This is a genomic window from Gammaproteobacteria bacterium, from assembly GCA_029882975.1.
Classification (GTDB): Bacteria; Pseudomonadota; Gammaproteobacteria; order SZUA-152; family SZUA-152; genus JAJDNG01.
Genome location: JAOUJW010000053.1, coordinates 1 through 20152 on the forward strand (window position 1 = coordinate 1; position 20152 = coordinate 20152).

16 protein-coding genes are annotated in these 20152 nt (G+C 47.9%); 11 read left to right on the forward strand and 5 right to left on the reverse strand.

All coding sequences use genetic code 11. The features are described from left to right. Positions 1–1091 (forward strand): hypothetical protein (locus tag OEY58_22400; protein MDH5328206.1); only part of this gene is annotated, 1091 nt, incomplete at its 5' end. A gap of 15 nt (positions 1092–1106) precedes the next feature. Next, positions 1107–2228 carry a hypothetical protein gene (locus OEY58_22405; protein ID MDH5328207.1) on the forward strand — a complete coding sequence of 374 codons (1122 nt, stop codon included), beginning with the start codon at positions 1107–1109 and terminating at the stop codon, positions 2226–2228. Between the two features lie 83 nt (positions 2229–2311). Here the strand turns inward: OEY58_22405 and OEY58_22410 are convergent, their stop codons facing one another. Beyond that, positions 2312–2512, reverse strand: a complete 201-nt coding sequence (locus tag OEY58_22410) for a cold-shock protein (protein MDH5328208.1) — start codon at positions 2510–2512, stop codon at positions 2312–2314. A 422-nt stretch (positions 2513–2934) separates the two neighbouring features. Between OEY58_22410 and OEY58_22415 the strand changes: the two genes are divergently transcribed. From OEY58_22415 to OEY58_22430, 4 genes are all read left to right on the forward strand, one after another. Next, positions 2935–4371, forward strand: coding sequence for a DEAD/DEAH box helicase (locus OEY58_22415; protein ID MDH5328209.1), 1437 nt, complete (start codon positions 2935–2937; stop codon positions 4369–4371). Then, positions 4368–4844, forward strand: coding sequence for an NYN domain-containing protein (locus OEY58_22420; protein MDH5328210.1), 477 nt, complete (start codon positions 4368–4370; stop codon positions 4842–4844). Before OEY58_22415 ends, OEY58_22420 begins: the two co-directional genes overlap by 4 nt. 25 nt (positions 4845–4869) lie before the next feature. Next, positions 4870–6264 carry an ATP-dependent RNA helicase DbpA gene (gene dbpA / locus OEY58_22425; GenBank protein ID MDH5328211.1) on the forward strand — a complete coding sequence of 465 codons (1395 nt, stop codon included), beginning with the start codon at positions 4870–4872 and terminating at the stop codon, positions 6262–6264. A gap of 242 nt (positions 6265–6506) precedes the next feature. Further along, on the forward strand, positions 6507–6941 hold the full coding sequence (locus tag OEY58_22430) for a hypothetical protein (GenBank protein ID MDH5328212.1): 435 nt from the start codon (positions 6507–6509) through the stop codon (positions 6939–6941). Between the two features lie 107 nt (positions 6942–7048). Here the strand turns inward: OEY58_22430 and OEY58_22435 are convergent, their stop codons facing one another. From OEY58_22435 to OEY58_22445, 3 genes are all read right to left on the reverse strand, one after another. Next, entirely contained in the window at positions 7049–7411 is a 363-nt protein-coding gene (locus OEY58_22435; GenBank protein ID MDH5328213.1) for a response regulator, read from the reverse strand. Next, positions 7408–9267 carry a PAS domain-containing sensor histidine kinase gene (locus OEY58_22440; GenBank protein MDH5328214.1) on the reverse strand — a complete coding sequence of 620 codons (1860 nt, stop codon included), beginning with the start codon at positions 9265–9267 and terminating at the stop codon, positions 7408–7410. Before OEY58_22440 ends, OEY58_22435 begins: the two co-directional genes overlap by 4 nt. 117 nt (positions 9268–9384) lie before the next feature. Beyond that, positions 9385–10869, reverse strand: coding sequence for a YdiU family protein (locus OEY58_22445; protein MDH5328215.1), 1485 nt, complete (start codon positions 10867–10869; stop codon positions 9385–9387). A gap of 820 nt (positions 10870–11689) precedes the next feature. Between OEY58_22445 and OEY58_22450 the strand changes: the two genes are divergently transcribed. Further along, the gene (locus OEY58_22450) at positions 11690–12160 is read left to right on the forward strand and encodes a cupin domain-containing protein (GenBank protein ID MDH5328216.1); all 471 of its coding nucleotides are present in this window, start codon (positions 11690–11692) and stop codon (positions 12158–12160) included. Between the two features lie 143 nt (positions 12161–12303). Here the strand turns inward: OEY58_22450 and OEY58_22455 are convergent, their stop codons facing one another. After that, positions 12304–13419, reverse strand: a complete 1116-nt coding sequence (locus OEY58_22455; protein MDH5328217.1) for a hypothetical protein — start codon at positions 13417–13419, stop codon at positions 12304–12306. Between the two features lie 273 nt (positions 13420–13692). Between OEY58_22455 and OEY58_22460 the strand changes: the two genes are divergently transcribed. The 4 genes from OEY58_22460 (at position 13693) to OEY58_22475 (ending at position 20019) form a co-directional block, all read left to right on the forward strand. After that, positions 13693–16443 carry a PAS domain S-box protein gene (locus tag OEY58_22460; GenBank protein ID MDH5328218.1) on the forward strand — a complete coding sequence of 917 codons (2751 nt, stop codon included), beginning with the start codon at positions 13693–13695 and terminating at the stop codon, positions 16441–16443. Continuing rightward, positions 16421–16795, forward strand: a complete 375-nt coding sequence (locus OEY58_22465; protein ID MDH5328219.1) for a response regulator — start codon at positions 16421–16423, stop codon at positions 16793–16795. Before OEY58_22460 ends, OEY58_22465 begins: the two co-directional genes overlap by 23 nt. 271 nt (positions 16796–17066) lie before the next feature. Continuing rightward, positions 17067–18656, forward strand: coding sequence for an ABC-F family ATPase (locus OEY58_22470; GenBank protein MDH5328220.1), 1590 nt, complete (start codon positions 17067–17069; stop codon positions 18654–18656). 334 nt (positions 18657–18990) lie between these two features. Beyond that, positions 18991–20019 carry a GSU2403 family nucleotidyltransferase fold protein gene (locus tag OEY58_22475; protein MDH5328221.1) on the forward strand — a complete coding sequence of 343 codons (1029 nt, stop codon included), beginning with the start codon at positions 18991–18993 and terminating at the stop codon, positions 20017–20019. Positions 20020–20152 lie beyond the last annotated feature (133 nt).

Here is a 20152-nt window from a genome sequence, read left to right on the forward strand (position 1 = left end):
GCAAAGAGCCCTCAGCGAATAAACGGCCCTCAGCGAGCAAAGAGCCCTCAGCGAATAAACGGCCCTCAGCGAGCAAAGAGCCCTCAGCGAACAAACAGCCCTCAGCGAACAAACAGCCCTCAGCGAATAAACAGCCTTCAGCGAGCAAAGAGCCCTCAGCGAACAAACAGCCCTCAGCGAGCAAAGAGCCCTCAGCTGGTAAAGAGCCCTCAGCAAATATACAACCCTCAGCAAATATACAGCCCTCAACAAATAAACAGCCCTCAGAAAATAAAAACAACGCAGACTTAATCGCCAACAAGACCAGCGCCAATTTCACCCAAACCGTGGATCCGGAATCGCATACCCATACAAGCGAGCCGCCAAGACAGATCGACAGCCATTCCCGCTCCGGTTTTACTGACACAGTGGCTCTGGATTCCAGCATCGATTCCCCATCGGCAGTCGGTGGAACGGCTAAAGACGACACGCACAAAAACGAAGCTCCAAGCCCCTCGTTTATAAGCACCGATACGGTGGTTTTACCGCGAGGGGAAAACGACACGCACAGCAGCACCAGTGAAATAAACCAATCCGGTAACGGCTACAGCTCCACACAACGTGTCGGGGAACAACCCCCCCTTATATTGCCAGGCATGATTTATTCAGATGAAGAAACAAAACTGGAATATGAAGAAGACCCCATCCCGGCCAAGTGGATTATAGCCGCTGCCATTTTGGTGGCCTTAATGCTGCTCATGCTCTTTTGGGATCCGGGCACTACGGATCAAACACCCCCGGTTGCACAAACGCAGCCGCCACTTAGCAATGATGCGCCGGTCGTAAATAGCCAAACCATTGATGCAGATGACGCAAATCAAGTGGTCGCTTCACTGGATGATGGTAATGTGCGCGATACGCTGGCCACCAACGCGCCCGACAACCCCATCTTTGCAACGGCAGGTCTGGAAGATGTTGGTCTGCGCGATACCCAAGCGACTAACGCCCCCAGCAGGCCCGGCATCGAGGCCAAACCCATATTGCATGACGTGCTTTTGCTTCAAACGCAAGAAACCGGCAACCCCAGCGCTCCGGCACAGCCACCGGATTGATAAACGGAGTACTCAATGAAATATAAGTTAACTATTGCTTTCCTGATCACGTTTTTTCTGTACGCTTGCGCCGGTGATGGCGGGCAAAAACAGGCGGGCACGTCACCCGCAGCATCTACTGAGGTTACTTCAAAAGACGTAGCTTCAATAAACGTAACTTCAATAAACGTAACTACGTCGCTGGTCACGCCTGAGCCCATGGAAACATCCAGCACCAAGGATTCAACGAAAACAACCACGGCCAAGCCTGCTAAGGAAGCGACAACTAGACCGGCAAAACCAAGCCCAAGCAAACCTAAGCTGGCTAAACATAAGCCGGCTACAAAAAAAGCCAAAAAGAAAATAGCAAAAAAACCCAAACGTGTTGCTAAAGCCAAGCCAAAGACCCCAAGCAAAACCCAACCGGTCAAACCCAAAAAAGTTGCAGCGAAGAAGCCCTGCAAAATCGTCGATCTCAAGCATAATTGGGAGTTGATCAAGGGTGAGTGTAAAAACGGCTATGTACACGGCAAAGCAGAAGCCAGAACCCGCGATAGGGAACGAACCTATATCGGTTATTTCCTTAAAGGCAAGTTTCACGGCGAAGGCGTTTATACCTGGGCCGACGGGACCCGCTATAACGGCAATTTCAAACAGGGCCTAAGACACGGTAAAGGCACTTTAGAGTATCCGGATGGGCGTCGTTATACCGGCCAATTGGCCAACAATGTCTATCATGGTCAAGGCAGTTATACGGATACGGATAATTCCAACTACACCGGCCAATTTAATAAAGGTCAATACCACGGCAAAGGTACGTTTCGTTGGCCCAACGGCAATCACTATGTCGGCAGCTTTCGCAACGGCGCCATGTCAGGACAGGGCCAATACTTTCACGCCAACGGTGAAGAGTACAAGGGCAGCTTTAAGAACAACGAAATGAACGGTAAGGGCGTTTACACCTGGCCCAATGGTGAAAAATACACCGGCAGCTTCAAAGACAATAAAATGCATGGCAAAGGCATCTATCAAAATGCAGACGGCTCCAGCTATAGCGGCGAATTCCGCAAAGGCAAGAAACACGGCCAAGGGAAACTGGCAGGCAAGGGACAGGAAATCCAGCAACGCTGGGATAACGGTACAAAGATATCAGATTAAATATCGATTTTTTTAAGCAATAAACAAAAAAACCCCGCGCCATTCATGGCGCGGGGTTTTTTATAGGTTACAACCGAATCAGATTAGATCTGAACGTTGGTCGCCTGCGGGCCTTTGGGGCCATTTTCAATATCAAAGCTCACGGACTGACCTTCAGCCAGAGTGCGAAACCCTGAGCTGGCGATAGCAGAAAAGTGTACGAATACGTCTTTGCCGCCATCATTAGGAGTAATAAAGCCGAAGCCCTTGGATTCGTTAAACCATTTAACGGTACCGGTTGTCATGATAATTACCTCATCAATAAATATTAATAAAAATGTGTTACAAGTCTTACGAGGTAATTAACAGTGGAAATCTTGAAAAGCACGCTGAGAATACCAGAAAAGAATGTAGCATTAAGCAGTATACAGGGTTGTGCCCCCGAACACCACACAATCCTTAATATAGGTTTAATAAACCCATAATACAAGTCCTCGGAGTAAATAATATGAAAATAATCCACATAAACCCATTTACTTGACGGGATATCTGCTATACTCGCGCCCAGATTACATCTACAAGACACACTTCAGTCTGTGTCTACTTCGTGGATTTCCCTCCCACTGGGCAGGTAACCCCCCGAATACACAAAAACAGTTCCCACCTGGACTGTCTCAGGCAATGCCTGGGCAGGCGGAAACCCAAACCCACTAGGGAAAAACCATTTATGTCATTTGAATCATTCGGCCTATCGGCCGCGTTGTTGCGTGCCGTTAGCGAACAAGGCTATAGCGTACCCACCCCAATCCAAACTCAGGCCATCCCGGCTATATTGCAAGGCCAGGACATTTTGGCCAGCGCCCAGACCGGTACCGGCAAAACCGCAGGCTTTACCCTGCCCCTGTTACAGCGCCTGAGCGCAGTGCCCGACAAGGGCAAAGCACGCCGACCACGGGCTCTGGTCCTGACTCCCACACGAGAACTGGCGGCCCAAGTGAATCTCAGCGTTAAGAATTACTCACGTCACTTGCCCATCAGCAGCGTGGAAATCTATGGCGGTGTCAGCATCAATCCACAGATTAGCAAGCTGCGCCAGGGCGTTGACGTAATAGTTGCCACCCCCGGCCGCTTGCTGGACCACGTCAATCAACGCACTGTGGACCTGTCCGCCATTGAGATCCTGGTGTTGGATGAAGCCGACCACATGCTCGACATGGGCTTTATAAACGATATCAAAAAGGTCCTGGCGCGCCTGCCAAAACAGAAACAAACCCTCCTGTTCTCCGCTACATTTTCTAATGAAATCAAGCAATTGGCCAGCGGCTTACTGAAATCACCGGTGCAAATCGAAGTGGCCCGTGTCAATTCGGCGGCGGAAAACATCGAGCAAATCGTGCACCCGGTGGACCATAAACGTAAACCGGACCTGCTCTCTTATGTGATCGGGAAACACAATATGCACCAAGTGCTGGTCTTTACCCGCACCAAACACCGCGCCAATCGCCTGGTGGATCACCTGGGCAAGGACGGCATCCACGCAGCGGCCATCCACGGCAATAAAAGCCAGGGTGCACGCACCAAGGCTTTGGCCGATTTTAAAACCGGCAAAGTACGTGTATTGGTAGCCACTGACATTGCCGCCCGCGGCCTGGACATTCGACAACTGCCCCATGTTATCAACTACGAGTTGCCCAATGTGGCGGAAGACTATGTCCACCGCATCGGTCGCACCGGCCGCGCCGGTCATGACGGCGAAGCCCGTTCCTTGGTCTGTGTTGATGAACACAAGCTGTTGAGTGACATTGAGCGTGTATTGAAACGCAAGTTGCCTCAGGACGTCATCCCCGGCTATGAGCCTGACCCCAGCATTAAGGCTGTTCCCATCCAGAATGGGCGCGGCGGACGCAGCAGTAGCGGACACAACAGCAATCGTAACAACAACCAACGCAACAGTGACCAACGCAACAACCAGAGCAATAAAAGCGAGCGCCAAAATGCTCGCAGCAATAGCGGCCAGAACAAAAACAGTCGCAACAACAATAGTACGCCCAAAGCCGGTGCCGGCAAGCGGAGCAAACCGCAACGTGACGGTTCGGCGGCTGCGCCTTCTCTGTACAGCAAAGCACCGCGTAACCGTCGCAGTGGCAACCACACCAGCCCATGACCAAACGCATTGCCCTGTTCGCTGACATACAGAACATCTATTACACCACCCGCCAAGCCTACGGCCGCCAGTTCAATTACCGTGAACTGTGGCAACGGCTTCGGCGGCAGGGTGAGATTGTCAGCGCCACGGCCTATGCCATTCAGCGTCATGACGACAAACAACTCAAGTTTCAGGAAGCTCTGACCCACGTTGGTTTTACGATAAAGCTCAAACCCTATATCCAACGCAGTGACGGCTCTGCCAAAGGCGACTGGGACGTAGGGATTACCATTGATGTGATGGAAACCGCCCCGAAAGTGGATACGGTGGTTTTGCTCTCCGGAGACGGTGACTTTGACTTGTTATTGGAAAAGATCAAAACCGACTATGGTGTAAGCGCCGTAGTCTATGGCGTGCCCTCGCTCACGGCGGGCAGCTTGATCGACGCGGCTTCGGTGTATCATCCTATTCAAGAAGATTTGCTACTCTAAACTCATCTGTAAGACCCCTATTATTATGAAAACCGACTTTGCCAGCCTGCCCCTGTCCGCAGAATTTCTAGACAATATTACCGCCCTTGGCTATGAAAAAATGACACCTATTCAGGCCCAAAGCCTGCCCGTCATGCTGCAGAACAAAGACCTGCTGGCCCAAGCACAGACCGGCAGCGGCAAAACCGCTGCTTTTGGCATCGCCTTATTGCACAAGCTACACACCCAAGCCAACCAAACCCAGGCGCTGGTGCTATGCCCTACTCGGGAACTGGCCGACCAGGTTAGCAAAGAACTGCGACGTCTGGCCCGGGCCATTCCCAACACCCGCATTCTTACCCTGTGCGGCGGCAGCCCCATCAAGGCACAATATGCCTCGCTGGAACAACCACCCCATATTGTCGTAGGCACCCCCGGCCGCACGCTCAAGCACTTGGAAAAAGGCAGCCTGCAGCTCCATACACTAACCACGCTGGTGCTGGACGAAGCGGATCGTATGCTGGACATGGGATTTCAAGAAGATATGTTACGTATCATCGACATGACACCATGGCAACGTCAAACCCTGCTGTTCTCCGCCACGTACCCGGAGCAAATCCAAACCATCAGTAAAACAGTGCAAAACCAGCCCGAGCAAATACGCCTGGAACAGCTGCACGATAATAAAAAAATCAAACAAGTCTTTTATGAAATCCAAAAAGGCGAACGTACCAAAACCCTGGTGGCCGTATTACACCACTACCGGCCTGAATCCACTGTGGTATTTTGCAACCGCAAATTTCAGTGCCAGGAACTGGCCGATGAGCTTTGGCAACAGGGCTTCCATGCCTTGGCCTTACACGGAGACTTAGAACAAAAAGAACGCGACCAGGTGCTGACCCAGTTTGCCAATAAAAGCAGCTCACTGCTGATCGCCACCGACGTGGCCGCACGTGGGCTCGACATCAAAGAGCTGCAGGCGGTGATCAACTTTGATATGGCCAACGAAGCGGAAGTCCACGTGCACCGTATCGGCCGCACCGGCCGCGCCGACAAAGAAGGCTTGGCCATTAGCCTGTTCATGGCCAACGAGATCCATCGGGTCAAAGCCATTGAAGACTATCAAAACAGCCCCGTCACCATGGAAAGTACAACCCAACTCAAACTGCGTGACAACTTCCGCCTCAGCCCGCCCATGGTGACACTCAGCGTTAACGGCGGGCGCAAAGACAAACTCCGCCCCGGCGATATCCTGGGCGCTCTTACCGCCAACACCGCAGCAAGCAACACCCAACTCAACGGTAAAATGATCGGTAAAATCGACCTCTTCGACAACATTGCCTATATCGCCGTAGAGCGACCCATCGCCAAACAGGCAGTGAAGATCCTCACTGAAGGGAAAATAAAGGGGAGAAAGTTTAAGGTGAGAAGGTTACGCTAAATCTCAGCAACCCTTTGATCTTAACTGCAATATCAACTTCGATATCAGCTGCGATATTAACTACATCTACATCACCGAACCCCCGAGAACATTACAATTAACGAACACATCAGGCCCCTGTTAATAGATCACAAACCTAACGTGAATATTCACGTTTTTTTATCTTCCCCCCCTAATCGATTCGCCTACAATAGCTGCACAAAAGATTTCGATAATCATAAGTTGGTTTCTGGAGGGAAACAATGAATTTGGGAGCGATAGTCACTTTAAAGAACGATGGCGCAGTATATCTTCTGGACAGTCTGTCACCGGACCAATATTTTACCCGTCAAAACCTGGCTTGCGCCCTAATTTCGCAAAGCACATACGACAACATGTCCTATGAAAACGAACTTCACACGGACATCAGCATGAATGTGTACAACCTCTCCAACGGAACCAGCGTTGGGCGAATCAAATACAAAGACACTCTTTACCATTTGGTTTGGGGTAACGAAGCCAAGGCAAAAGAAACAGCCACGGTAATTGGAAAATTTATTGCACAAAAATCTCACAGCCGCCAACCTGCACTGCAAGTGGTTTTTAATGGCTTCAATAAACATACTCATGACCTGGGAACGGTGGATTACAAAACAATAACTATTTCCGACCTGGCCCATGACGTTATAACAGGCTAAATTGACGTAGCCAGAATGCTCTAATAGCGCCCACCGGTAGTGTAATTTGTAAAAGAAAGGGAGAGTTATCTATACTCTCCCTTATAATTTGCGATGAGTTTTCGCTACTAATCACTCAACTGTTTTTGAATTTCTTCGCGCAATGTAGCCGGGCGAAAAGGCTTGGAAATGTAGAAATCCGCACCTGCCTCAAAGCCCCTTGCAATATCTTCTTTTGAAGCAAAACCTGACAAAATAATTACGGGAATATGCCGGGTTTTATCATTATCATGCAGTTGCTTACAAACTTCGAGACCGGTCATACCGGGCATCGCCACATCAAGCAGTATAAGATCCGGCAGCCTATCCTCAACGCTTTTTAAACATTGCAGGCCATCTCCAACACATTTGATTTCATACTCATCCATTAGCATCTCTTCTATGAGCAAAAGATTCACCGGCTCGTCATCAGCTGCAAGAATATATTTCATATGGCCTCTGCATATATTGGGTTTTCACCGCTCACGCTGAGCACAGGTATTCTGAATACAAATTCTGCACCCCCTGACTCCGACTCCTGACACCAAATGATTCCATTATGTGCTTTAATCAGTTCACGTGATATTGCCAACCCCAACCCCGTACCCGTCATTTTGTCATTGACGGTACTGGTCTGGGAAAATTTGTCGAAAATGCGTTCTCGACTTTCTTTCGGTACACCAACACCCTGATCCGCCACGCTTATCTGCAATGCGTTGACTGCATTACCCTCTATTTGTGTTACTGATGAAATTACGATTGTTATCGTTGAATTTTCCGGGGCGAACTTTATGGCATTATTAAGCAGGTTTAGGATCACCTGAGACAAACGTCCAATATCACATTCAGCATTAAAATAGGACGTATTTTCAACCACTGTTATATTCAAATGATACTGATTTATCAGCCCCTGCTGCTCCATAATACAGTCATCGATAATGGCCCTTACATTTTGATTGGTGAAACTCAACTCCATTTTACCGGCTTCGAGCTTGCTGAGATCCAACAAATCGTCGAGCAGTGTTTTCAGCCTACCGCCACTTTTGCTGATGGTATCAAAGTACTTCTGCATTTTTTCAGTCTCAGCCTTTTCAAAACCCAGCTGAGAAAACGCAATTATTCCATGCAGCGGAGTGCGTAACTCATGGCTCATTTTGTGAAGGAATTCACTCTTGGCCCTATTCGCAGCCTCTGATTTTTCCACCAGGTTATGCAGCTGTTTTTCTTTTTGTTTCTTTTCAGTGAGATCACGGATGATGGTGGAGAATATCCTTTCCTTCTTGTTCAGAATAACTTCAGTGACCGATATTTCTATTGGAAATATCTCACCGTTTTTACGCTGGGCATAAAACTCTTGCGTGTTATTGGTTTCTTCACCTTCGCCCAATTTGTAAAATGAAGACAGGAAATTGTTGGATGCGTTGTCGATACTGTTTGCGATAATAACGTTTACATTGGCCCCAACAATTTCATCTTCCGTGTAACCAAACATTTTGTGGGCCGAGTCATTAAAGTCAGTCACAATACCTTTATCGTCCGTGGTAATGATTGCGTCCACCGCAAGTTTAACCAGGGATCTTAGTTTCTCTTCATTGGCTATAGTTTTGTGAGTTTGAATCTCCAGACTCTTTGCCCATCGTCGCGTATGAGAAATAAACACGCCCAGAATTGGCGCCGCAAAAACCAAAAATAACACAGAGACAATAAGCGTTAACTCCAACTCTTTCTTGAGCAATTCATCTATATAGCCCGTGGTAATATCAGCACCAACTACAAACTTTGTCCCGTCCTTGGACACATAAGGAATCACAACGCTGCGAAAGCTTCCCCAATGATCGGTGGTATCGTGAAACAAGGGCTCAGTCACTTCAAAAGATTTAAAAAAATGGGGTTGGGCTTCTTCATAGGGATAGAAATAGTAACCCCCACCATCCAGCTCCGCCATGTCTTTTTCTGTACCGTTACCCATGGTGAAGTAGATTTTATTGTCTACCTTGATCGCTGAATATAGGTAATAAACGTGATTTATTCTGGCGTATTCATTGGAACGCAATACAAGCTCACGATCCACTTCTTTCGTTAAATCACCTTTTTTCATATTTTTATTGTGTAGATCAGCAGGAACAATATTAAGATAATTACGCGCTGCCAGCTCCAACCTCGCGTCGAGGTCCGCCAGGAGTTCTTTCTTTGAGACCTGATAGTTGTAAAAGGAAAAAACAAAAACCCAGACGACATATACTGATGCCGCAATAAGGAAATACTTATAATTCAGACTATTGGACACTTTTCGATTTAACTCTTCCATCAACAAGGGCATATCCCCGGGGTACAGTATTTGTATCGGTAGGACCCATGGGGACTTTGTTAATAATTGTTAAATATAGACGTGTTTTTGGTAAAATTCTGCAACCCCTTACGCCTCTTAAGTCCCACAAAAAGTGCGCTTTACCACCTCCTCAGGCTCAGGTGGTCGCTGGTAATTTTCTTTGCCCGGCTGTAACACAAACGGATCTTGCAATACTTCGTGCAACTTATGGAATAAGGAAAAATCATTGCCGTCCTCCGCCGCCCGGATCACAGCCTCTACTTGATGGTTACGTGGAATATAAACCGGATTTACCGCTTGCATTGCGGCCTGTCTTTCCTTGTCGCTGCGCGTCTCTTTTTCCAAACGCTCACGCCATTGAACGGCCCACTGATCAAACGCAACAGGAGCGGTAAATAAGGTCCTGCAATCTCCGTCCTGCTCCGGCGACTTTCCACCCACTCTCGACAAATGGAAAAACGTTAAAGTGAAGTCGGCACTGTTTTCGTGCATCTCAGTCAACAACGATTCAATAAGCGCTTTATCCGATGATGCCAGTTCTTTCTGCTCCGTTAAACCGCATTTGGCTCGCATACCTGATAACCACTGACTTTCATACTGCTCGATAAAACCGGTTAAAACCTGCTGCGCCAACTCAATGGCAACATTGGTATCGTTTGCCAGCAAGGGGACCAGACACTCGGCAAACCGAGAAAGATTCCACAATCCTATGGCAGGTTGATTGTGGTAGGCATAGCGCCCGTGTCTGTCGATTGAACTAAACACTTTGTCATGCCTATAGTCATCCATAAAGGCACACGGTCCATAATCGATGGTCTCCCCCGCCACTGACATATTATCCGTGTTCATCACACCATGAATAAACCCCAGATGCATCCACCGGGCTATTAGAGCCGCCTGGCGTTCAACCACGGCTTGTAGCATGGATAAATAGGGATTCTCCGTTGCAGCAAGACCGGGATAATTATGTTCAATCACATAATCCGCCAAACCTTTGATTGCCTCCACATCACCTCTGCTGCGGAAATACTCAAAGGTTCCTACACGAACAAAACTGGACGCCACCCGCGTAATCACCCCACCCGGTAAAAATTGTTCCCGCGCCACACCGTCACCCGTTGTCACGGCGCACAAGGCTCGTGTGGTAGGTACATTGAGACAGGCCATGGCCTCACTCAACAAATATTCTCGCAGTACCGGCCCCAAAGCCGCGCGACCGTCGCCATTACGTGAGAAATAAGTTGGTCCCGAACCTTTTAGTTGCAAACCGTAAAGAACACCATCAATACCGTTCACCTCACCCAGCAAAATCGCCCGCCCGTCCCCTAACTGAGGTACAAAATTGCCAAATTGATGCCCGGCATAGGCCATAGCGATGGGCTCCGCACCTTGCGGTACAGTATTCCCGGCAAACACCGCTGCTACATCATTGTCTTCCCAATCAGCCGCAGAAAAACCCAGGCTATTGGCAAGGGTTTCGTTGAATCGAATCAGTGCGGGCTGGGATACAGGCGTCGGGGAAGTCTTAACGTAAAACCTATCATCCAGTGTGATATATCGATTATGGAAGGGAATATTCATCTACACGCCTCAGGGTCAATAACCATCAGAGCAGGAGCCACCATAGGATCATTACGTATTATTGCTCATCTGCATGTGAAAATCAGTGCCATAATACAACGGGGTTTACAACATAGCATTTTTTCTGCAAAAAAAGATATTTTTCTTCTTTTAGAATTTTCCGAGTTAACAGTATTCCGCTTATCAAACCAAAGACCAAGGGAACCACAAATATTACATTGACATTAATTCGATCGATGCAGTTTCCGCCGGCGAGTTGATGTTGATACATAATCCAACAATCATATAGCACATACACCACCACAGCTGTAGTCAATTCAAACCCTATGACACATAGGGCGACACTAATAATACCCACCAGCAGAGTTTTATCTGAAATAAATGTGCTTCTAATTCTTACCATTCGGATGCCAAACTCTGTCACTTCTTAAGGTTGAATTGAACCAATCGCATGTTTTCCCCTTTAACCACCAAAAAGAAATGCTCCGTCACAGATACTATTCGTTATGGGTTACTTTATCAGCCCCGTTTAGAGATACTCTCAAAGACTTTCCCACCGTCAAACCAATCACAGAACCCGACTCTCCGGTGCGAAGACTGCGGTCTTGTACATTTACCGGCTTTTCACTTTTTCCTTCGTCCCCGGCTTTGTCATATCTTCGAATTTAGTCCGTGCGGATTTTATCATCGTGGCGTAGTATATGCGCAGGTGATTCTCTGGCAGAGAATACTATACGCTACGGTCCGTATGAACCGGCAAAGACCGGCCGGTAGAAGGTACCCTGAAGCGGGGTTAATACAACAAAAAAAGGGAGTTACTATGAAGCGAAAAGTTGTGCTTTTGTCTGTCTTGTGTTGTTTGAGCGTTTTAAGCGGAGTGGGTGTATTGCAGGCCGATAGTTTAACTGTGGTGCCGTCTCACGAAGAGGATTTAGCCAAGAAAAGCAAATTTAAAGGACCGGACAAAACCCATGGCGTTAAATCGGTAACCATACTGGGCGCCATCGATCTTGGCAAGGACTTTAAAGATATGGCGGGCATCAAACTTCGGGCGCGAGAGTTGATTATAGAACCCGGAGGCGTAGTTGCCATGCACCAGCACGATTCGCGCCCGGGAGTGGCTTATATCCTTGAAGGCGATATCATCGAACACCGAAATGATCAATCCGGCCCCATTGTTCGGGCTGTAGGGGATGTGGCTTTTGAACAGTCCGGTGTTGTGCACTGGTGGGAGAACCTTTCCAGAAAACCGGTTCGGGCCTTGGTTGTGGACATCGTTTCGCCTAATTAACCAATAGCACAATCCGAAGTCACGCAGCCCGGGGTCAGAGCACAATAAACACTAACACTGGAGTATTTGGCTCTGATCCCGACCCCCAACCAACTTGCTATTTTGATTGAAACCTGGATTACCCAAACCGGTTCAGCGTTTAGCTAGTACTCAAAATACTCCGCCGATTGCCCAAATAACAGCTTATTTTTAAAAACCAAGTCCTCCCAAGTATGAAATCCATCAGGCGGTAAATAACAATGAGACACCGTGTCATATCCCCCTTCATGGCCCGTCATACATCTCATAATACTGCTCGCCGCCGCCTTCACTCCGTCGTCCGTCGCTCTGGAACCACCGTAAAAATCATTCCCCGGCCAGGACACATGATCCCAGGCCACCACACTAAACAGGTCGCAGCCACTAAAGTCATCCCCCGACTCCTCATACTGCACAGGATGACACAGCTGACCTTTGGGATGATTGCCTTGAGTTAATGGACGGACCAGGACGCTGATAGAGCCGAGCTGTAAACGTTCATTTTCGCACTGACTATATGGATCGAAATATACTGCTCGGATATTGGGTAGCTCGCTGTGATAATTCGACAACAACTGAACGATCGCGTCTCTTAAATAAGACCCAAGGATGCCTCGAAACGGCCCCGCAAACTGGCCGCACCCCAGACCGGGGATAGTAACAAACGCCTGTCTGCCTGTTTTCGCACACATACAATCCGCATGCAACAGCAATGGCAACAAACGTCTCTCGTATAGCGCCCTATAAGCGACCGGATTAATATCCCCATCCTGGGTAACTTCATCCCAGTCCGCCGCAACACCCCCAGCGCTGCGCAATAGCGCTCCGGGTATAAACATTAAGGTCGCATCCAGTGGCGTCGAATGGACGATAGGCTGGGCATGAAGTCCGTTATCAAATACCTTGACGCGACTTACAATGCCAATATCTCCCAACATGGACAGCTCATCCAGCGTCCAATCAGAACCATCTCCGCTCACAGCACTTTCCGCAAATATCAACGGTACTTTGGTGGCAAGCAACGCCCGTATAAATTCAAGCTCAGTCAATTTTGATATAGATGATCCATTCAATCGACATTCCAAAAGCTCGCCCGCCTTTATCAGGCCTCGACTCAATTCATCCAGATATTTTCGCACCCGGGCAAACAGTTCCTTCGAAAACACCAGTTCATAGGGTTCCGGTACCTGACGTGAATTGAAATCCGTTCGCAGCCGCTGTTGAGCAATCGTTACCGACATATTACGTTCTTTTAAGGTTACATTGAAACACTGCTAAAACAGCCATCCGGTGATGATATACTGCAAACACAATACATTGCCAAGCATCTTACTGTGGTACAGCAGCCCCAATATGCATCATTTTGCACAACAATATAACATATAGTGAATTATTATTTTACAAATAGACCGTCTCCAAATAGAAGATTTCACATTATAATCTTCTTATGGACAACGACCTGCCTATGTCCCCACAAGGATATTGAAACCATTGTAATTCGCTAATACTGAACCATGATTTTCAACTTCAACCAACATATTTCCAGACAAATTGGCTTATGGTTTTTTTTGCTAGCCATCCTGCCGTTGTCTATCAGCTCGGTTTATGTTTACTATAAAAACAAGCAGCTCATTATTGAATCGTCAATTGCCAATCTGAGCAATCTTCTCAAAGAAAAAGGCGACCATATAGAATTGTATATTGAAGAAAGTAAACAGGCGACAATCAGTTTAAGCACTCATCCCCACGTCGCCGAAGCAGTTGAACATCTCCGTATTGAAGCAAACCGGCTCACCCCTGCTAAAAAGGTTGACTATTGGGAAAACACATTAAAAAGTATCGTGGACCGATATGGCTATCACGATATTCTAATACTAGATACGGCCGGCAATATAATATTCACTGCCTCCAAAGAAAAATACAGTCGAACCAACCTGAATACCGGCACATACAGAAACACGGAGCTTTCCCGGGTTGTCGAAAAAACTTTACGTGATGGAACCGTAGAAATATCACAGTTTAACTACTACGAACCTTCCAAAAAATCTGCTTCATTTATATCCGCACCTGTATTTAAAGAAAAACAACTCATTGGCGTGGTCGCGGCCCAGCTGAACCAGGATAAACTATTCAGTATATTTACAACTCACACGGGCCTTGGCAAAAGCGGAGAACTTGTTGCCGGTAGGCTGATCGATGATGGAAGAGTCGTTGCCGCCGGGCCTCTGCGTAATGTCCCGGATGCGTTGGAGAGCGGTATGGTGTTTTCCGAACACGACCCCATACCCATTCTGCTTGCAGTACTTGGAAAAAGAGGCTCTGGAGTCGCCGTAGACTATCGGCAAAAACCCATAATTGCCGCCTGGACATATTTACCGTTGCTGCAGTGGGGCATGGTATTAAAAATAGACCGTGATGAAGCTCTTAACCCCCTGTATCGTCAGGCAACGGTTATTGCTGCCGCATTCATTTTGGCCATTCTCCTGGTAGCCGTTATTGCCGCTTATGCCACCTCAAGGATTACTACACCTTTAAGAATCTTGACCCACAACGTTAAAGAGTTTGGATCAGGGAATTATAGCCCAAAAGTCCAGATAGACACGCAGAATGAAATCGGCCTGCTCGCCAAAACGTTCAACAAAATGGCAGACGAAATCAGCGAACAACAAATCAGCTTGAAGCAATCCAACAAGGAAATCCAGTTTAACCTTGAGAAGCTACAACAGGCAAATAATCACCTGGAAATAAGCGAGCATAAAAATGCTACCATTTTGGAACGTTCTATTGAGGGCTTTTGGATAGTCGACTCGAATGGAAGTGTGATAGAAGCCAATCAGGCGTTTTGTGAAATGCTGGGCTATGAACGTAGCGAAGTACTCACACTGAATATTAGAGACATTGAGGCAACGGAATCCAATGCAGAAATGGAAGCCCATATGCAACGCGTATTTGCGCAAGGGTATGACCGATTCGAGACAAAACACCGCCATAAAGCGGGTCACCTCATTGATATTGAAATCAGTATCAATTATGAGCCGTCCCTGAACAACATTTTCTACTGCTTTCAGCGCGACATTTCGAGACGAAAGGCAACAGAGGAAAACCTGCGATTGCAGGAACAAATTGTAAATACAATTAGTGAAGGTGTGAACCTTGTCAGAGGAGCAGACGGCATTATTGTTTTCACCAGTAAAAAATTTGACTCCATGTTTGGCTATTCACCCGGAGAACTCATTGGGAAGCACGTTTCCGTCATAAATTGTCATGACAACATTAACTCCGAAGAGATCGCCAATGAAATCATGACAATCCTCATTCAAAAGGGATACTGGCAAGGTGAAATTAAAAATGTAAAAAAGGATGGAACAGTCTTCTGGTGTTATGCCAGGGTATATCGGTTTACACATAGCATTCACGGGGAAGTAATGATATCTGTCCACACTGATATCACCGCACAAAAACAGGCCATTGAAGAGCAGCAAAACCTGGAAACGCAACTACGCCAAGCGCATAAAATGCAATCCCTGGGCACCTTGGCCGGCGGTATTGCACATGAATTTAACAACCTCCTTGGAATCATTTTGCTCAACGCAGAGCTAATAATGGATAAGTATTCTGATGCTCCTGACACTAACAAACAACTGACAAGAATATTGAAATCCAGCAATCAAGCCAAAAAGCTGGTCAGCCAGATTTTATCCTTTAGTCGCCAAAACGTCGAATCAAGAGAGCCTCTCGTCTTTCATCGTGTGGTCAATGATGCGGTCAGTTTTATCACCACGTACATCCCGACGTCAATATTGATTCAACACAGCATTCAAACCGACAATATACTCGTCAAGGCAGATACCGATGAGATCCATCAGATCCTGATCAATTTATGCACCAACGCGGCACATAGCATTTCCAACTCCGGCAGGATTGACATCACACTGGATACAACAACCTTTCCTGACACAAACCTGAGTTTCATTAGCCTCAATCCGGGCGACTACGCCCATTTGTCAGTGAGCGATACAGGCTCCGGTATGGACAAGGCTACACTTGAGCGCGCCTGTGATCCTTTCTTTACCACCAAGGATGTCGGCATAGGAACCGGCATGGGTCTCGCTCTTGTCTATAAGCTCATGCGGAGCTATGACGGCGCACTCCACATCGAAAGCGCAGTGGGCAAAGGGACAACCGCCCACTTGTTTTTCCCCATATACGAAACAATTGAGCAAAACGACAGAGGACACAAATATGTCAACCATACTCGTTATTGACGATAACGTAGATTTTCGAGAATCCTTAGCGGACCTACTGCGACTTGATGGCTACGATGTTCTTGAAGCACCCGACGGCGATGAAGGTATCAATATATACAAACAAAATCCTATTGATCTGGTCATCACCGACATTGTCATGCCAAATAAGGAAGGGATCTCCACCATCATCGAACTTAAGAAAATTCAGCCCGATGTAAAAATCTTTTCAGTATCCGGCGGCGGTAGATCCACGCTCGACCCTGCCGCCTGCTTGCAGCCGGCCAGCAAGCTTGGGGCGATGTATACGTTTCAAAAACCGATTGATCGCACTGCCTTTATGGAGGCCGTCCACAAGGCTATTCCTCACTAACGACCTTTGCAGAATCTAGGGATTTTTTAGGCCCGCTAAACGAAATTATTTTACGATACCTGACCTGAACGGCGATAGGTAACCGGCGTTTCATCAACTCCAGTATATGGGAATTCGACCAACCCATTGTTTGGATAGAAAAAACACCTTCAACGGCACCAAACTTTTATAGACTTGCATAATGTATGCCTTTAGCTCTTCGCGCATCGCCTCCCCACCTGTGGCATAATGCCCGACCTTTTAGCCACTAAGTAAAGCACCGGGACTTCTCTTGATTACAACAGCCAACATCACCATGCAGTTTGGGGCCAAACCCCTGTTTGAAAACATCTCCGTCAAATTTGGCAATGGCAATCGCTATGGCCTTATTGGCGCCAACGGCTGCGGCAAATCCACCTTTATGAAAATCCTTGGCGGTGAACTGGAACCCTCTTCCGGCAATGTCTCCATCGAGCCTGACAAGCGCGTCGGTAAACTGCGCCAGGATCAGTTCGCATTTGAAAAATACGCCGTACTGGATACGGTCATCATGGGCCACGAACAACTGTGGCAGGTGAAGCAGGAACGCGACCGAATTTATTCACTGCCGGAAATGAGCGAAGAAGACGGCATGAAGGTGGCCGAGCTGGAAGTGGAATTTGCGGAGCTGGATGGCTATACCGCCGAGGCCCGTGCCGGTGAGTTATTGCTTGGCCTGGATATTCCCCTGGAACAACACAACGGCCCCATGAGTGCCGTGGCCCCCGGCTGGAAATTGCGCGTACTGCTGGCCCAGGCCCTGTTTGCCGACCCCGACATCCTGTTGCTGGATGAGCCGACCAATAACCTCGACATCAACACCATTCGCTGGCTGGAAAATATTCTCAATGAACGTAACAGCACCATGCTGATCATTTCCCATGATCGCCACTTTCTTAACAGCGTCTGCACCCATATGGCCGACATGGACTATGGAGAGTTACGCCTCTACCCCGGTAACTATGACGCCTTCATGACCGCTTCCACCCAGGCCCGCGAGCGACTGTTATCCGACAACGCCAAGAAAAAAGCCCAGATCGCCGAGCTGCAAACCTTTGTCAGCCGTTTTTCCGCCAATGCCTCCAAGGCCAAGCAGGCCACCTCCCGCGCCAAACAGATTGAAAAGATCGAGCTGAATGAGATCAAACCCTCCAGCCGCCAATCGCCCTATATCCGTTTCGACCAGGACAAAAAACTCTATCGCAATGCACTGGAACTGACCGAACTTGGTAAAGGCTTTGATGACGCACCCCTGTTTAGCAATCTCAACCTGCTGGCCGAAGTGGGCGAACGCATTGCCGTCATCGGCCCCAATGGCATTGGTAAAACCACCCTGTTACGGTTGCTGGTGCATGATCTGCAACCCGACAGCGGCAGCATCAAATGGTCAGAAAATGCCAACATCGGCTACTACGCCCAGGACCACTCAGACGATTTCAGTAACGACATGACCCTGTTTGACTGGATGAGCCTGTGGAAACAAAAAGGCGATGACGAACAGGCTGTGCGCGCTATCCTGGGTCGTATGCTGTTCTCGGCCGACGACATCAACAAATCCGTCACCAAGATTTCCGGTGGCGAACAAGGCCGCATGTTATTCGGCAAACTCATCATGCAAAAACCCAACATACTGGTAATGGATGAACCCACCAACCACCTGGACATGGAATCCATCGAAGCCCTTAACCTGGCTCTGGAAAACTACCCCGGCACCCTGATCTTCGTCAGCCACGACCGCGAGTTTGTCTCATCACTGGCCACCCGCATTATCGAACTCTCCCCCAGCGGCATCACCAACTTCAATGGCAATTATGAAGACTATCTGCGGAGTATTAGTGTTTAATTTTTACGAAATCCGTAGGGTGGAATAGCGTCTTTTTGCGTATTCCACCAAGCAGGTCAAAACACAGCCCCATACATGACCACTAGCACTAACCATGGTGCCACACCGAACCTTTCGCACGTCGGAATACGCTGACGCTATTCCAACCTACACTGATAATGCGAGACCCGCCACCGTGCTCTAATCCCGCCATATCCATTTTAGAACCCGTAGCACGATTGTAGGTTGGATTAGTGCAACGTAATCCGACATGACCATCTCTCAGCTGGCTAGAACCTAGAGTTATACGCAGATTTAGACTATACTGCGTATAACTTGGGATGACATTAAAACCATGGAATATCTACCCGAAACTACGCACTTACTATATTCCCAGCTTCTAAGCCAGTGCCTGCACGCCTCGGCCCCCGGAGGAAAGGGTATTTCCTTCGTAAGCAAACGAATAAAAAACACCAAACAGTGGTATTTGCAACTTACCGTGGGCAGTCAAAAGACGCAACATTATGTAGGCCCAGATTCACAGGAAGTACAGAATCTAATTAGCAATGAAAAACAACTGTGGGAGAAAACCAAACCAGATCGAAAAGCGCGAGAACAACTGGTTGCAATGCTCATCAAAGGTGGCGCACAAAGTATCAGCGCTGCGGAGGGACGAGTATTTGAACTCATAGAACGCGCCGGAGCTTTCCTGGTAGGAGGCGTACTTGTTGGATCACACGCATTTTCCATTTACGGAAATATGTTGGGAGTATGCTGGCCAACAAAAATCACTCGAACACATGATGTTGACATCGCCCGAGACAATCATATTGCGCTGGGCTTGCGCAATGAACCAGTGGACTTAAAACAAGCTTTGCTTGACGCAGAAATGGGGTTTGTCGAAGTCCCGGCTCTTAATAGAAAATCCCCCTCAACCAGTTTTCGCATACAGGGAAAGCAACTCAGCGTTGATTTACTCACCCCCATGATTGGGAAGCCCCTATCTAAGCCCGTGTTAATCGCCGCGATGAACACATATGCAGAACCTGTTCGATTTCTGGATTATTTACTCGACGATGTACAACCCGCCGTTATTGTGGCCCGCGGTGGAATACTCATCAACGTCCCCTCTCCGGCACGTTTTGCATTACACAAACTGGTCACCTCAAACAGACGCCCGGTCGCATTGCAGACAAAAACGATGAAGGATATAGACCAGGCACACCTTCTACTCTCAGTACTATTGGAAGACCGCCCCGGAGACATACCCTTGGCAATCGAGGCCGCTAAGAATATGCCCGATAAATTTTTAGATCAAATGAAGTCCGGGTTAAAAAAACTTCCGAATGACCTGGCCAAAAAACTAAGTTTGATGCTGAACTAAACCATTAAAAATTGAATAGAACCCGTAGGGTGGAATAGCGTCTTTTTGCGTATTCCACCAAGCAGAGTCAAAACACAGCCCCATACATGACCACTAGCACTAACCATGGTGCCACACCGAACCTTTCGCACGT

Excerpts from the sequence above, each read along its gene's own strand:
- OEY58_22405 (MDH5328207.1), top strand. The coding sequence starts at position 1,107 with ATGAAATATAAGTTAACTATTGCTTTCCTGATCACGTTTTTTCTGTAC.
- OEY58_22410 (MDH5328208.1), bottom strand. The coding sequence starts at position 2,512 with ATGACAACCGGTACCGTTAAATGGTTTAACGAATCCAAGGGCTTCGGC.
- OEY58_22415 (MDH5328209.1), top strand. The coding sequence starts at position 2,935 with ATGTCATTTGAATCATTCGGCCTATCGGCCGCGTTGTTGCGTGCCGTT.
- OEY58_22420 (MDH5328210.1), top strand. The coding sequence starts at position 4,368 with ATGACCAAACGCATTGCCCTGTTCGCTGACATACAGAACATCTATTAC.
- dbpA (MDH5328211.1), top strand. The coding sequence starts at position 4,870 with ATGAAAACCGACTTTGCCAGCCTGCCCCTGTCCGCAGAATTTCTAGAC.
- OEY58_22430 (MDH5328212.1), top strand. The coding sequence starts at position 6,507 with ATGAATTTGGGAGCGATAGTCACTTTAAAGAACGATGGCGCAGTATAT.
- OEY58_22435 (MDH5328213.1), bottom strand. The coding sequence starts at position 7,411 with ATGAAATATATTCTTGCAGCTGATGACGAGCCGGTGAATCTTTTGCTC.
- OEY58_22440 (MDH5328214.1), bottom strand. The coding sequence starts at position 9,267 with ATGGAAGAGTTAAATCGAAAAGTGTCCAATAGTCTGAATTATAAGTAT.
- OEY58_22445 (MDH5328215.1), bottom strand. The coding sequence starts at position 10,869 with ATGAATATTCCCTTCCATAATCGATATATCACACTGGATGATAGGTTT.
- OEY58_22450 (MDH5328216.1), top strand. The coding sequence starts at position 11,690 with ATGAAGCGAAAAGTTGTGCTTTTGTCTGTCTTGTGTTGTTTGAGCGTT.
- OEY58_22455 (MDH5328217.1), bottom strand. The coding sequence starts at position 13,419 with ATGTCGGTAACGATTGCTCAACAGCGGCTGCGAACGGATTTCAATTCA.
- OEY58_22460 (MDH5328218.1), top strand. The coding sequence starts at position 13,693 with ATGATTTTCAACTTCAACCAACATATTTCCAGACAAATTGGCTTATGG.
- OEY58_22465 (MDH5328219.1), top strand. The coding sequence starts at position 16,421 with ATGTCAACCATACTCGTTATTGACGATAACGTAGATTTTCGAGAATCC.
- OEY58_22475 (MDH5328221.1), top strand. The coding sequence starts at position 18,991 with ATGGAATATCTACCCGAAACTACGCACTTACTATATTCCCAGCTTCTA.